Below are 11,473 nucleotides of genomic sequence, written 5' to 3' on the forward strand. Positions count from 1 at the left end.
AAAGCGAAGTTGGAACTCTCGCACATGACAGTTGTCGTTCGTGGTCGTAAATGTTCGACAGAAGTCTTTACGGAGATCTTTGATGCAAAAGAAGTGTATTCGAGTAAGGAAAACAATACTCATTAATTCCAGAAACATTCTTATTGATCGGTGATCTGTGGGTGGCATTGATGGAAGATAAGCAGACAAAGCTTCTCAAAACCTACAATCATATTGATTTTCAAATCACTCCGGAACAACTTCTTTGTTATACAGAACAACTTCGTCTTCTAGACCTCAAAATTGAAGAAGGACGTTCGCGGGTATCAGTAAACATCCATGCGGGCAATCTAAATGATCGTTTGAAGAGGTATGAAGAATAACTATAAGCTTTCAGGAGTAATGGGATGATTAAAAAAGTGAAGAAACTAGACCAAGAGATAATGGACCGACTACTAGCTATTTGGTTAACGACCAATATCAGTACACATGATTTTATTGATGAGAAATATTGGTATGAGAAAAAAGCGTTGTTGAAAAAAGAATTGCCAAAAGCAGAAATTTATTATTGTGAAATGAATAGTCAGATTGTTGGCTTTATGGGCATCGTAGATGAATCTTATTTAGCTGGAATTATTGTAGAGTCAACATATCAAAATAGAAAAATCGGACAAAAATTGATTGAAGCTGCTAAAAAAGAAAAAGAACGAATAAGCTTGCATGTTTATCATAAGAATAAACGAGCGATCCGTTTCTACTATAAAAATGACTTTAGAAAAGTGGATGAACAAATGGATGAATCGACGGGTGAGAAAGAATACCTCATGGTGTGGGAAAGAAATAGACAGATTTAATGACTACAAACCATGGGCAGTCTACTAACGCCTAGGTGTAAAAAAACAAGATCAATCTTTGAAGGTGGATCTTGTTTTTTTCTATGGGATTACTAGCGATCAAGAAGTATAAACGGCAGACTTGCGAGGAAAGCGATCACTCCACAAATGAGTCCAAACAAAATGACGATGCCTACTTTTTTCGATCCGATTTCTGACCTTGTTTCTTTGTTTACGTAGAGGTGCTACTTCTTTGTTTTCCATGAATGCGACAATTTCTTTGTAGGTTTTGATATTCTCTTGTTTTGAGTCCCTCAACTTTTATTGAGCCGTACATGCTGGCGATCCAAAAGATCAAGGGAAGGGCTAATCGCCAATTACCGGGTAAAAATAAGGATGGGCCTACTGAAATCAAGGTGAGAAGCATGAAAACTAGCATGATCTTAGTATATTTGTTCAGTTCAGTAAGGGTAACATTTTCTTTCATCTTTTCTATATCTCCTTTGATTCATTCATCCAAAGAAACGTCAAATAGGACACTCAGCAATAATAAATTATGAATATCAGGATAGCTACGTTCATTCTCCCAGTTTGAAATCGTTTGTCTTGAAACATATAATTTTTCGGCTAATTCTTCTTGGGAGAAAGCTAGTTGTTTGCGATATTTTTTTATTTGATGACTTAAGTCCATAGTATCCGCTCCTTCTTATCTCAGTGTGATCGAAGAGGTCAAAATCGACGATCAAAGGTTTTTGTCATTGCCAGATTTAGCATGTAAAAAGTCTTTGACATGCTTTAAAATGCTGTTTTGTCTGTATTCTTAGTTTTTTGTTATGTAACTGGCGGATCATTGCTTTATTAAAAACCATACGTTTTTTTTGAATAAACTAACGATCCCTTGAATTTATGATATCATACACTTAATCCTCAAAGGATTAATGGATTGGAGGAATGGTTTTGGAGAAGTCAACAAGTGTAGAAAAAAAGAAAGTTTATTTTTTATGTACAGGAAATTCTTGCAGAAGTCAGATCGCTGAAGGGTATGGCCACGAATATCTGGAAGATCAATTTGAAGTTCGTAGCGCGGGAGTAGAGACACATGGATTAAATCCACGTACAGTAAAAGTGATGGAAGAAGATGGCATCGACATTACGAGTCAAACTTCAGACTTGATTGATCCAGATTATTTTAGCCATGCGGACTTGATCATTACGCTTTGCGGAGATGCGTTAGATAAATGCCCAGTGATTCCTGCTCATATCCGTCATGAACATTGGGATCTAGAAGATCCGGCAAAAGCTACTGGTACAGAAGAAGAGATTTTTGCTGAATTTAGAAAGACCCGCGAAATCATCAAGAAAAAAATAAAGGATATGGCTAACTAAGGAAAAAACGCCTGTCGATAATTAAGAATATGCAGTATTTTTTTGGCAACGAGAATTCAATGGATGATTGAATGGAAGAAAAAGATGCCTTTGCAATTGTAAGCGTACCAAAGTGAGTACCGCTAAATGAATGACTTGCTCAAAAAAGTGTATAGTGATATGTGGTTTTCAGTCAAGACATGGAATGAAAATCGTTGAATCAAGTGGATAAAGACGAGTAATGATCTAGAATGTATATTCATTCTAGGATATTACTCGTCTTTTTTTTGAAAATCAGGCATACTAGAATTATAGTTGGATTGGAAACGTTTTAAAACGAATGTATTTTTAATAAGGAGAAGAAGATGAGACCAAAGTCAAAAGAGGAGTTATTGATACTTGCAACTAAAAATTTCGAAAAATTGCAACAGTTGATCGATTCAATACCTGTGGAACAAAGGGAAGCAACATTTGATTTTGAGGAAGTATTTCTTGAAAAAAGAAAAGAAGCACATTGGCGAAGAGATCAAACGATCAAAGACGTGTTGATCCATTTGTACGAGTGGCATTCTTTATTATTAACATGGGTAAAAAGTAATCAATTGGGAGAAGGCGTATCTTTTTTGCCGGAACCCTATAATTGGCGAACGACAGCCGAGATGAATCGTGGCTTTACAAAAAAACATCAGTCTACTACGTTACGTCAAGCGTCTGACTGGTTGAAGGAAAGCCATGCAGAAGTGATGTTACTGGCGAAAACCTTCGATGACGATCAACTGTTCCAAAAAAACCAGTATTCTTGGGTGGGGAATACAACGCTTGGCAGCTATTTCGTTTCTGCTACTTCGAGTCATTATGATTGGGCAATCAAAAAAATCAAACAAAGTCAAAAGTAGAAGCAAAAACAAAAGGGAAATTAAGTGAAACAAGAACAAAAAAATAGGAATCAATAGGATTCCCATTTTTTCAAAATCGTTCTTTTTAGTACCAACCGTTAGCTAACCAGAAAGCTTTGGCTGCATCCCAAGAACCATAACGAGAAGCAACATATTGTTCTGCCACTCTTTCTTGATTGGCAGCAGAGTAGTCACCGTTCAAGTAAGAAGAGTCTAATTGGTAACGGCCGATATAACGTCCGTTTGTTGCTGTATAAGAACCGCTAGATTCTTTTTGTGCGATCCATTCTTTGGCATCGTTCGTACCAGTTGAAACAGCGACTTCAGTAGCTGGTGCTTGTTCTACAACTGGTGCTTGTTCTACTACAGGTGTTTCCACAACTGGCGCTGTTTCTTGAACAGGTTCTACAGGTGCTTGAGTAGCGACAGGAGCAGTTGCTTGCTCACCAGTAGGAATAGTTAATTCTTGACCTGAAAAAATCAGGTGAATGTTTGAGATTGAGTTAGCTTCGGCAATTGTTTGGATCAAGGAGTTGTCACCAACGTATTTTTGAGAAATCGTTGATAAAGTATCACCTGATTGAACAGTGTAGGCTTCGTCTGCGTGTGCAGAAGTACCCATAAATAATGCAGCGCCGGCGGCCAAAGTTGTTCCAAAAAGAATAGTTTTAAGTGATTTCATGAAAGATCTCCTTCGTATTTTAAAAAGTTATTTTGATTAGCTGTTTTCGCTAACGAGTAATACTTTACCATGGGATTATATTTCATAGGTGAAAGATACGTAACAGTTTGTGACAAATGCTCCTTTTTTGTAACAAGAATGTGTTTAAATAATGTGCGTTTTAATTAGAAAAACATCATAAATGAAGAATTGTGCGCTTCTGACATTTGTTTTTTATTAGAAAGATTCAAAATAAAAAAATAGAAAATGCTCAATTTTAGTTTGAAAAGCCGAGAAAAAAGTGAATTTTTTATAAAATTTATACGAAGTGATAGAATAAAAGAAACAAGGAGATGGGATGGATGACGAATATGTATAAAAAAATAATGGTAGCGATTGATGGTTCGGAAAAAGCAGAGAAAGCATTTGGCGAGGCTTTAGAATTAGCGAGAGATAACCAAGCAGAATTATTGATCGTTTCAATTATCAATAAAATCGATTTGACACATAGTGCCTATGCGTTCTCAAAAATCTATGCAGAAGAAAAACAAAAAACAGAAGTGGAACTATTGAAGAGAATCAATGATGCCAAAGAATTCGGGATTGAAACAATTCATGCAATTGTGGAGACCGGTGATCCAAGAACATTGATCGCCACTGTCTTACCAAAACAAGAGTCAATTGATCTTATCGTGATGGGGGCAACAGGTAAAGGCTCGATCCAACAAGCGTTAGTAGGGTCGACAGCTTCTTATGTGGTGACTCATGCGCCTTGTAATGTGTTGGTCGTTAAATAGATGCCGATTCCTGATAAGCTACGTTGCTGATTTCCAACGTGGCTTTTTTGTTCGTGAAGAGTAGTACTGCTAACTAAGGATGTTTGTAAAGGTAATAAATCCATAAGATCAATATCGTTAATGAAATAATCAACCCTAATTCATGTGAAAGTAGTTTTGGGGTGGGTTCCCAATGCCGAAGGGAAAATATTTTGTGGGAAAAATAAGCGACTGGTAAAAGTGTCAGCAATACGGAAAATTTACGCTTCGTCCATTTCGTGTAGTAGATTGCTAAAGTTGTCATTAGAAAAAAAGGAACATAAAAAACCAATTGTCCCAAAGTGTCCATATAATATACGCCTCCAAGGAAAAAAGAAATCTATAATTAAAAATAGCACTTTGTATGTTTGTGCACAAGAGGATATGTTATAAAATTTCTTGTTTTTTAAATAAAGTTGTTTTTTTGATTCTTGATGTACTTATTGTTATAATTCTTTTAAAGAAAGGGTGTAGTATTTCATGGACCAAGTGATATTAGAAGTTGATCTACATTTAGTAAACAATATCCGTATTTGCTATTATATTGTTAGTAATAGTGTGGAACCGCGAGTGTTAATGAACAAAATCGATGGTATTTTATCAAAAACGGATGTCCATCAATTTAATGATGGAGACGAAAGTTACTACAGTATTCCAGTTGAAAAAGTGATTTATACGAAAGTGAACGTGCGAAAAGATTTAGATACGAAAGAAATACATGCACCGATCTTCACTGAATATTGAAATAAGCTGGAGGCAATCAAAGATGAATCCCTATGAACAAATGATCCAAGAGTTGATGGATGGAAAAATCCAAAAAATAGAGGTCAAACGTGAGGAAGTCATGGCTTTTCGTGAAGCGTGGTTAAAAATTGAGAATCGCAAGTTTGTTGTTGGAAAGGCCGAACTGAATGGTAATGTGACGTACCACTATGACCCATCAAGATTGTATTAAAAGTAGGTTTTGATAGAAGTGTGGCGATTTGGAGATCAATCGCTTATTTTTGAAACACAAGAAATCCTAACAAAAAATCCCCGACAATCCTTGATTGTTGAGGATTTTTTTGTTTCTAGATCATGACAGACTCGCTCCGATCATCCCTATGAAAATATAAATTTTATTTGAATAGATTTTTGAATTTATCCGTTATTCCTTGAAAATCGACATTTTGGAGAAATTCTTGGGCTTTTTCTTTGTAAGGACCTAGTTGTTCTTTATGCTCTTCGAAAAATGTTTTGGCTTCAGTGAAATTGCCACTTTGGACCAGATCTTTAATTTTCTGAAGTATTTCTTCTTTATTCATAATGAAACACATCCTTTCTTTCCTAATATAATAGCAAAAATCTATGAAATTTTGTAAAAATAACTTCTGTGCTAAAGTCCGATAAAAAACTCGATCTAGAGACGGATGAATGTGATTTTTTTACAAGCTATACTCAAAGAGTAAAGAGGAGGTAGAAAAATGAAAGTAATCAAAGTATTAGTAGGTGCCGTTGTATTTAGTGGGTTGGCGTTATTTGGCTTGAAGTTTTATACCCAAGACGCTACTGGAGAATTACCAGCAGTTATAGACCAATTGAATCCGTTAGTCACTAAGGGAGAAGTGTATGTCAAAACAAAACAGCCTGATGAAGTCAATTCGTTTGGGACAGCAAAATATATCCAAAAGGCAGTTGATGCAAATGGCAACGAACGCGAGATTGAATTTAATGGGTTATCTGTTTTAAAAAAAGACCGTTACTTGAGATTGACGAATAAAGGCGCTCATGTAGAAACATACGAAGAAATTCCCAAAGAAGAGGTACCTAAAGAAGCATTAGCTATAATTGGTTGATTTTATTTTTATTATGTAAACTAAATGTTGAATTAAAAAATAAGCCTAAGAATAATTGATTAATAACTTAATCATTCGTTCTTAGGTTTATTTTATTTTCTCGCCATGCTCAATTTCAATTGATCGATCCGCCGTTCCAGTTTTTTGATCAAACCAGCAGGCAAGCCGATGATCTCAGCGGATGCTAAGACAGAAGAGAGCAACTGATATTCAAGTGCTTCTGCATGGATTTTACGATAGATGGTGGCTAGACGTTCGATGTACTCAAAATGAGTATAGCCAGTTTGAATGATCAAAAATTTCAACAAATCAATGGCTTTCTCGTAGTCTTGCTCAGAATAATAAGCCAATGCTTGTCGATAAAGTTTGATTTCAAGTAAATCGAGGGAAGCAGGGCTGTATCGGTTCGTCCATTCATTGACTGACACTTTTTTTTGGATATTACCAGCAGTATCACGGACGAAGATGATTGGGATTTCATTTGGATCCGCCTTTTTATGAATAAATCGTTCCACAGATTCTTGCTCCTTCCATGCGTTGTTAGCTTGAGTATAAGCTATTTTTCTAGGAAATACTAGTTCTTTTCTAAAGTAAGCATTTGTCCGCCCATGGCAGTAAATACTTGCTCAAAGTCATCGATTGGTACCGCACGATTTTTTATGCCATAAGGATCATTGACATAGATTGATTGATCATAGTAGCCAGTTACAACACAGGCATGGACTAATGGCGTGACTTGTACTTCACCGTTTGCAGTCGTCCAAGTCATGAAATCATTTTCTGTCGGCACTTGAAAATCGATCGTGACAGAAGCCCATACAGGTTTTTCTTCTTTTAGTGCATTTTTGATGTCAGTCAAGCTTGCATCCGTTTGCGGTTTGGTATGATAAGCGGTTTGCAGGATTTCTTGGGCTAACGTAGCGATTGGTGGAACATAGACACCCATTGCCCAGTCACCGCCCCAAATCTCACCAACGAACCCTTCATTTGGATCGCCATGAGTGCCATCAGCATTGAAAACGGGGACATAATTTAATTGTTCGGCTAATTGATTCTTGGTAGTTTCGTAGCCATAGAAGCGCAACAACATCGATAAGGCGGTTACTTCACAGCCATTCTCTAGTGCAGGTTCATCGAATTGATTTTCAAGAGGTACGTCGAGTAGTACTTGTTTTTCTTCGGTTTTGATTGTCTGCTCTATGTTTTCCTCCGTTATTGATTTTTTATCTTCTAATTGTTTATTTGTAAAGTAAAAGACGCCTGAAATCAACACTAGCACTGCCCCGCCTAGTAGTAATCGTTTTTTACTTTTTTGTTTTGACATGAAAGACTCCCCCAAACTTCTTTCTATTATAATTGTTTTTCTAAAAAAAACTACATGAATCTGCCTGATCAAATGTAAAAAACAAGGAAAAACAGTCCAAAAAACGATTTTTTTATTATGTTTAGCTGTTAAAATTTGTGAAAACGAAAACAGTACGCTATAATGCGGATAGATCAAATAAGAGTTTGATCAAATCACCACTAACGAAACACACAGATAAAACGAAATGATTTTCTGTGGCAAACTGTTTGAGTAGTTTAGGAGGATTTTGATGACGGAAGAAATGATTAATTTAGGAGAACAATATTCATGTAGGCCCATTGGTTTTACCAAATCAGTTGTTGGAGAAGTTGTTTCAAAAATGACGAATTGCGCCGTAGTCAAAGTTGCCCAATGCGCTATAGAAGATCAAGAATTATTAGAAGAAAAAGCTAGCATGGTAGTAGCTAAATATGATACATTTGAATAAGAAGATATGGACATGCAACATCGAATGATCATGTTGCAGGTCCTTTTAAGGTTATGAAACGAGCATTGAACACTAAGGCATAAGATAGAAAAAACGAAAACGCCTATTTCATTTTTGAGTTTTTTGGCTTATGACCGAAGTACTGCTCCTTGAATACCGTTTGTTCAGTTAGAGGGGATATGATTTACCCCTTTGATTTTCTAGTTTCAAGAGTTGAAAATAAAGGTGTGGATCGATAAGATGGTTTCCTTTTTTACAATAGTTCTTTTTTTATTTGTCATCGTCATGTGCTTATTTCTATGGCTTGTACGACGAGAGATCGTTTATAAAACGGTTCGGAATCGCTGGGTCTATTTAGTTGTTCCGTTCCTTGCTTTACTGGTTTTATGGTATACATTGGTCAGTCAACCAACCACTGATGAGTTAGTGAAAGGCGTCTTGGCTTCTCTTGTGTTATTGAGTTTCTTGTTAGATAGTCGAGGACTTACTACAGATGGGCTAGTTTTGAACAGCTTTGACCATCGTGGAGTGCCATATTCTGAAATCAACAAAGTCGTTCTTTACCAACCAAAAGATTCGAAAGAAGTCAAAATGAATTTTTTCCGGAACGGTTGGCGTGGTCCGTTATTGAAATTTTCTGTCTCATTAGAAGAATTGATTCCTTTTTTAGCAAAACACTTAAATGATGATGCAGAACTTGATATCATGATCGAGCATGAGGATGAATGATCCATTGAAATGACAAAAAGACAGCTCCTTCTTTTAGTAGAAGGAGCTGTCTTTTTGTATTAGTAGAATTAGCCAAACACGCGGAAACGATCAGCATCGTTCATATATTCTTTTTCGCCAGCTGGAGATTCAGGTGAACCAAAGACTAATTGTGCACGTAATTTCCAGTTTGCAGGAATCGACCATTCTTTTGCGACAGCTTCATCGATCACTGGATTGTAATGTTGTAGGTTTGCACCTAAACCTTCTTCGCTTAATGCCACCCAAGTATTGGCTGTAGCAATACCATTTGATTGTTCTGACCAATCAGGGAAGTTATCTGCATATAATGCAAATTGCTCTTGCAAGTTTTTGATCACATCTGTGTCTTTGAAGAATAAGACAGTACCATAACCTTTTTTGAAACTAGCTAATTTGTTTTGAGTATTTGGGAAAGCATCAGCAGGTGTCAGTGGACGTAAAGCTTCTTCTGTCATTTCCCATAATTTTTCATGTGCATCGCCAAATAAGATTACTGCACGTGTTGATTGCGCATTGAAAGCAGTAGGGCTTTCTTTGATTGCTTCTTGGATCAATGTTGTTAATTCTTCATTTGATTGTGATACGTTACGGCCTAGATCATAGATCGAACGGCGGTTTTTTAAGATATTTGTAAATTCAGTCATAGATTAGTTCTCCTTTAATTCGCTTTTCTGCGTTTTTTTCTTGATGACAAAACGAAGTATATCACCTTACAAAAAGTAAGTAAAACAAAACGCTTAACAAAATGTACGAATAGAAAAAAGATGTTTTTTTACATAAAAAATTCGTTACGATACCGTTTACATACTGAATATACCGACATTTAAGCTTTATGACATAAAGTAGACTATATAATTATTAAAAATAACCTATGTTTTTTCTTATTGTTTTCCCATTAAATTTTTGTTGTATTTATAGAAAATAAGTATATATTTCTTAAATAAATATTTTTACACGGATTTTCGGTAAATATGTGTATTATTTTCTGAAAATTAAAAGAATTGGGGTATGGGAATATGGAAAAACAAGACAAAGGGTTCTTCGGTCAGCCGAAGGGATTGTCTACATTGTTCTTCACAGAGATGTGGGAACGATTCAGTTATTATGGTATGCGTGCCTTACTGATCTATTATATGTACGACACGGTAGCAAATGGAGGCCTTGGTTTACCTCGTGCCACAGCGTTGTCGATCATGTCGATCTATGGTTCGTTGATTTATATGTCGAGTATCGTAGGCGGCTGGTTTTCTGATCGTGTGTTAGGAGCCAAAAAAACCGTCTTTATTGGTGGGGTCTTCATCATGATCGGTCATGTTGTTTTGGCATTGCCGTTTGGTGTCTCTACTTTATTTATCTCGATGGCGTTGATCATCATCGGTACAGCTTTCTTAAAACCAAACGTTTCGGGAATGGTCGGGCATTTATATACGAAAACCGATTTACGAAGAGATGCAGGATTTTCGATCTTTTATATGGGTGTCAATTTAGGCGCATTGCTCGCGCCGTTGATCGTCGGTACGATTGGTCAAGAGTATAACTACCATTTAGGTTTCTCATTAGCCGCTATCGGTATGTTCTTCGGGTTATTGCAATATGTGATCCAAGGACGTAAGACATTGGATGGAGTGGGTATGACACCTCCAAATCCTTTGACACAAGGCGAACGTAAAGGATTTATCCGTAATGTTGTGATCGCTTTGATCGTATTTGCTATTATTTTTGGTGGAGCGCAACTGACTGGACATTTGACGATCGATTTCTTTGTTAATACGATCAGTGTCTTAGGAATCGTTTTACCACTCTATTACTTTATCAAAATGTTGACTTCAAAAGATGTTTCAGTGGAAGAAAAACCACGTGTATGGGCATATATCCCATTATTCTTAGCAGCAATCATCTTTTGGTCATTGCAAGAACAAGGGTCATCGATCCTTGCCCTATTTGCAAGTGAACGAACACAATCGACCTTGATGGGTGTTCCGATCCAAGCAAGTTGGTATCAATCATTGAACCCGATCTTCATCTTTATTTTGACACCTGTGTTCGTTACTTTATGGACTCGTTTAGGTAAACGTCAACCATCAACTGTAGTGAAATTCTCTCTAGGGTTGTTATTTGCCGGATTGTCTTACCTATTACTGATGTTGCCAGGAATGTTATATGGAACAGCTGGAAAAGTCAGCCCACTTTGGCTGATCGGTAGCTTTTTCATCATCGTGATTGCTGAACTTTGCTTATCACCTGTCGGCCTATCAGTGACGACGAAATTGGCGCCTAGAGCCTTCGAATCGCAAACGATTGCGATCTGGTTCTTAGCAGATGCTTCTTCCCAAGCCATCAATGCACAAATCGCACGGTTCTATACACCAGGTACTGAATCTGCCTACTTTGGTATTATCGGCGTCGTTGCAATCGTCGGTGCAGTGATTTTATTTGCAATCAAAGAGCCAATCAAAAAATTAATGGGGTCGATCCACTGATTGGATCTACATCATTTGTCGGAGAGGACAGTCGTCCTGCTCCGGCTTTTTTATTTCCAAAATTTA

General features: G+C 36.8%; 19 protein-coding genes. 11 read left to right on the forward strand and 8 right to left on the reverse strand.

All coding sequences use genetic code 11. The annotated features are described in order from the left end of the window. The first annotated feature begins 170 nt into the window (after positions 1-170). Together HZ311_RS14150 and HZ311_RS14155 are read left to right on the forward strand one after the other, a co-directional pair. Positions 171-362: a VOC family protein gene (locus HZ311_RS14150; RefSeq protein WP_023519549.1), complete on the forward strand. Its 192-nt coding sequence runs from the start codon at positions 171-173 to the stop codon at positions 360-362. A 24-nt stretch (positions 363-386) separates the two neighbouring features. Continuing rightward, positions 387-833 (forward strand): GNAT family N-acetyltransferase, encoded by a 447-nt coding sequence (locus HZ311_RS14155; RefSeq protein ID WP_023519550.1) that lies wholly within the window; start codon positions 387-389, stop codon positions 831-833. 211 nt (positions 834-1,044) lie between these two features. Here HZ311_RS14155 and HZ311_RS15845 read toward each other — a convergent pair whose 3' ends face one another. Further along, positions 1,045-1,299 carry a hypothetical protein gene (locus tag HZ311_RS15845; protein ID WP_023519551.1) on the reverse strand — a complete coding sequence of 85 codons (255 nt, stop codon included), beginning with the start codon at positions 1,297-1,299 and terminating at the stop codon, positions 1,045-1,047. Positions 1,300-1,320: 21 nt separating this feature from the next. Then, on the reverse strand, positions 1,321-1,503 hold the full coding sequence (locus tag HZ311_RS15850; RefSeq protein WP_010735618.1) for a helix-turn-helix transcriptional regulator: 183 nt from the start codon (positions 1,501-1,503) through the stop codon (positions 1,321-1,323). A gap of 260 nt (positions 1,504-1,763) precedes the next feature. Here HZ311_RS15850 and arsC point away from each other — a divergent pair, with 260 nt between their 5' ends. Then, the gene (arsC, locus tag HZ311_RS14165; RefSeq protein WP_137072347.1) at positions 1,764-2,198 is read left to right on the forward strand and encodes an arsenate reductase (thioredoxin); all 435 of its coding nucleotides are present in this window, start codon (positions 1,764-1,766) and stop codon (positions 2,196-2,198) included. Between the two features lie 344 nt (positions 2,199-2,542). After that, entirely contained in the window at positions 2,543-3,073 is a 531-nt protein-coding gene (locus tag HZ311_RS14170) for a ClbS/DfsB family four-helix bundle protein (RefSeq protein ID WP_023519553.1), read from the forward strand. A gap of 85 nt (positions 3,074-3,158) precedes the next feature. Here the strand turns inward: HZ311_RS14170 and apf are convergent, their stop codons facing one another. Beyond that, on the reverse strand, positions 3,159-3,755 hold the full coding sequence (gene apf, locus HZ311_RS14175) for an aggregation-promoting factor (protein ID WP_016249999.1): 597 nt from the start codon (positions 3,753-3,755) through the stop codon (positions 3,159-3,161). Positions 3,756-4,096: 341 nt separating this feature from the next. Between apf and HZ311_RS14180 the strand changes: the two genes are divergently transcribed. After that, positions 4,097-4,531, forward strand: coding sequence for a universal stress protein (locus HZ311_RS14180; RefSeq protein ID WP_023519554.1), 435 nt, complete (start codon positions 4,097-4,099; stop codon positions 4,529-4,531). Between the two features lie 73 nt (positions 4,532-4,604). Here the strand turns inward: HZ311_RS14180 and HZ311_RS16005 are convergent, their stop codons facing one another. Further along, positions 4,605-4,859: a hypothetical protein gene (locus tag HZ311_RS16005; RefSeq protein WP_010735611.1), complete on the reverse strand. Its 255-nt coding sequence runs from the start codon at positions 4,857-4,859 to the stop codon at positions 4,605-4,607. A 170-nt stretch (positions 4,860-5,029) separates the two neighbouring features. Here HZ311_RS16005 and HZ311_RS14185 point away from each other — a divergent pair, with 170 nt between their 5' ends. Then, positions 5,030-5,293, forward strand: a complete 264-nt coding sequence (locus HZ311_RS14185) for a hypothetical protein (RefSeq protein WP_010735610.1) — start codon at positions 5,030-5,032, stop codon at positions 5,291-5,293. Positions 5,294-5,315: 22 nt separating this feature from the next. Further along, positions 5,316-5,504 carry a hypothetical protein gene (locus tag HZ311_RS14190; RefSeq protein WP_010735609.1) on the forward strand — a complete coding sequence of 63 codons (189 nt, stop codon included), beginning with the start codon at positions 5,316-5,318 and terminating at the stop codon, positions 5,502-5,504. A 163-nt stretch (positions 5,505-5,667) separates the two neighbouring features. Here the strand turns inward: HZ311_RS14190 and HZ311_RS14195 are convergent, their stop codons facing one another. Then, positions 5,668-5,853, reverse strand: a complete 186-nt coding sequence (locus HZ311_RS14195; RefSeq protein ID WP_019724087.1) for a hypothetical protein — start codon at positions 5,851-5,853, stop codon at positions 5,668-5,670. Positions 5,854-6,012: 159 nt separating this feature from the next. Here HZ311_RS14195 and HZ311_RS14200 point away from each other — a divergent pair, with 159 nt between their 5' ends. Beyond that, positions 6,013-6,384: a YxeA family protein gene (locus tag HZ311_RS14200; RefSeq protein ID WP_010735607.1), complete on the forward strand. Its 372-nt coding sequence runs from the start codon at positions 6,013-6,015 to the stop codon at positions 6,382-6,384. A gap of 92 nt (positions 6,385-6,476) precedes the next feature. Here the strand turns inward: HZ311_RS14200 and HZ311_RS14205 are convergent, their stop codons facing one another. Continuing rightward, complete coding sequence (locus HZ311_RS14205; RefSeq protein WP_066026276.1) at positions 6,477-6,899, reverse strand: hypothetical protein; 423 nt, start codon at positions 6,897-6,899, stop codon at positions 6,477-6,479. Positions 6,900-6,958: 59 nt separating this feature from the next. Beyond that, positions 6,959-7,708, reverse strand: coding sequence for a C39 family peptidase (locus HZ311_RS14210; RefSeq protein WP_178946778.1), 750 nt, complete (start codon positions 7,706-7,708; stop codon positions 6,959-6,961). Positions 7,709-7,979: 271 nt separating this feature from the next. Here HZ311_RS14210 and HZ311_RS14215 point away from each other — a divergent pair, with 271 nt between their 5' ends. Together HZ311_RS14215 and HZ311_RS14220 are read left to right on the forward strand one after the other, a co-directional pair. Beyond that, positions 7,980-8,177, forward strand: coding sequence for a hypothetical protein (locus HZ311_RS14215; protein WP_010735604.1), 198 nt, complete (start codon positions 7,980-7,982; stop codon positions 8,175-8,177). Between the two features lie 240 nt (positions 8,178-8,417). Continuing rightward, complete coding sequence (locus HZ311_RS14220) at positions 8,418-8,906, forward strand: hypothetical protein (protein ID WP_010735603.1); 489 nt, start codon at positions 8,418-8,420, stop codon at positions 8,904-8,906. A 68-nt stretch (positions 8,907-8,974) separates the two neighbouring features. Here the strand turns inward: HZ311_RS14220 and HZ311_RS14225 are convergent, their stop codons facing one another. Then, a complete protein-coding gene (locus HZ311_RS14225; protein WP_010735602.1) occupies positions 8,975-9,571 on the reverse strand; it encodes a nitroreductase family protein in 597 nt (198 codons plus the stop codon). A gap of 372 nt (positions 9,572-9,943) precedes the next feature. On the opposite strand from HZ311_RS14225, the gene HZ311_RS14230 reads away from it, so the two are divergent. Then, positions 9,944-11,407: a peptide MFS transporter gene (locus HZ311_RS14230; RefSeq protein WP_010735601.1), complete on the forward strand. Its 1,464-nt coding sequence runs from the start codon at positions 9,944-9,946 to the stop codon at positions 11,405-11,407. The last annotated feature ends 66 nt before the right edge of the window (positions 11,408-11,473 follow it).

The sequence above is a fragment of the Enterococcus mundtii genome, assembly GCF_013394305.1.
GTDB classification, from domain to species: Bacteria; Bacillota; Bacilli; order Lactobacillales; family Enterococcaceae; genus Enterococcus_B; species Enterococcus_B pernyi.

What these genes read in the sequence shown, in the direction of transcription:
- HZ311_RS14155 (WP_023519550.1), top strand. Translation starts at nt 387, where the DNA reads ATGATTAAAAAAGTGAAGAAACTAGACCAAGAGATAATGGACCGACTA.
- HZ311_RS14230 (WP_010735601.1), top strand. Translation starts at nt 9,944, where the DNA reads ATGGAAAAACAAGACAAAGGGTTCTTCGGTCAGCCGAAGGGATTGTCT.
- HZ311_RS14190 (WP_010735609.1), top strand. Translation starts at nt 5,316, where the DNA reads ATGAATCCCTATGAACAAATGATCCAAGAGTTGATGGATGGAAAAATC.
- HZ311_RS14215 (WP_010735604.1), top strand. Translation starts at nt 7,980, where the DNA reads ATGACGGAAGAAATGATTAATTTAGGAGAACAATATTCATGTAGGCCC.
- apf (WP_016249999.1), bottom strand. Translation starts at nt 3,755, where the DNA reads ATGAAATCACTTAAAACTATTCTTTTTGGAACAACTTTGGCCGCCGGC.
- arsC (WP_137072347.1), top strand. Translation starts at nt 1,764, where the DNA reads ATGGTTTTGGAGAAGTCAACAAGTGTAGAAAAAAAGAAAGTTTATTTT.
- HZ311_RS14180 (WP_023519554.1), top strand. Translation starts at nt 4,097, where the DNA reads ATGACGAATATGTATAAAAAAATAATGGTAGCGATTGATGGTTCGGAA.
- HZ311_RS14225 (WP_010735602.1), bottom strand. Translation starts at nt 9,571, where the DNA reads ATGACTGAATTTACAAATATCTTAAAAAACCGCCGTTCGATCTATGAT.
- HZ311_RS14185 (WP_010735610.1), top strand. Translation starts at nt 5,030, where the DNA reads ATGGACCAAGTGATATTAGAAGTTGATCTACATTTAGTAAACAATATC.
- HZ311_RS14200 (WP_010735607.1), top strand. Translation starts at nt 6,013, where the DNA reads ATGAAAGTAATCAAAGTATTAGTAGGTGCCGTTGTATTTAGTGGGTTG.
- HZ311_RS15845 (WP_023519551.1), bottom strand. Translation starts at nt 1,299, where the DNA reads ATGAAAGAAAATGTTACCCTTACTGAACTGAACAAATATACTAAGATC.
- HZ311_RS14210 (WP_178946778.1), bottom strand. Translation starts at nt 7,708, where the DNA reads ATGTCAAAACAAAAAAGTAAAAAACGATTACTACTAGGCGGGGCAGTG.
- HZ311_RS16005 (WP_010735611.1), bottom strand. Translation starts at nt 4,859, where the DNA reads ATGGACACTTTGGGACAATTGGTTTTTTATGTTCCTTTTTTTCTAATG.
- HZ311_RS14195 (WP_019724087.1), bottom strand. Translation starts at nt 5,853, where the DNA reads ATGAATAAAGAAGAAATACTTCAGAAAATTAAAGATCTGGTCCAAAGT.
- HZ311_RS15850 (WP_010735618.1), bottom strand. Translation starts at nt 1,503, where the DNA reads ATGGACTTAAGTCATCAAATAAAAAAATATCGCAAACAACTAGCTTTC.
- HZ311_RS14220 (WP_010735603.1), top strand. Translation starts at nt 8,418, where the DNA reads ATGGTTTCCTTTTTTACAATAGTTCTTTTTTTATTTGTCATCGTCATG.
- HZ311_RS14170 (WP_023519553.1), top strand. Translation starts at nt 2,543, where the DNA reads ATGAGACCAAAGTCAAAAGAGGAGTTATTGATACTTGCAACTAAAAAT.
- HZ311_RS14150 (WP_023519549.1), top strand. Translation starts at nt 171, where the DNA reads ATGGAAGATAAGCAGACAAAGCTTCTCAAAACCTACAATCATATTGAT.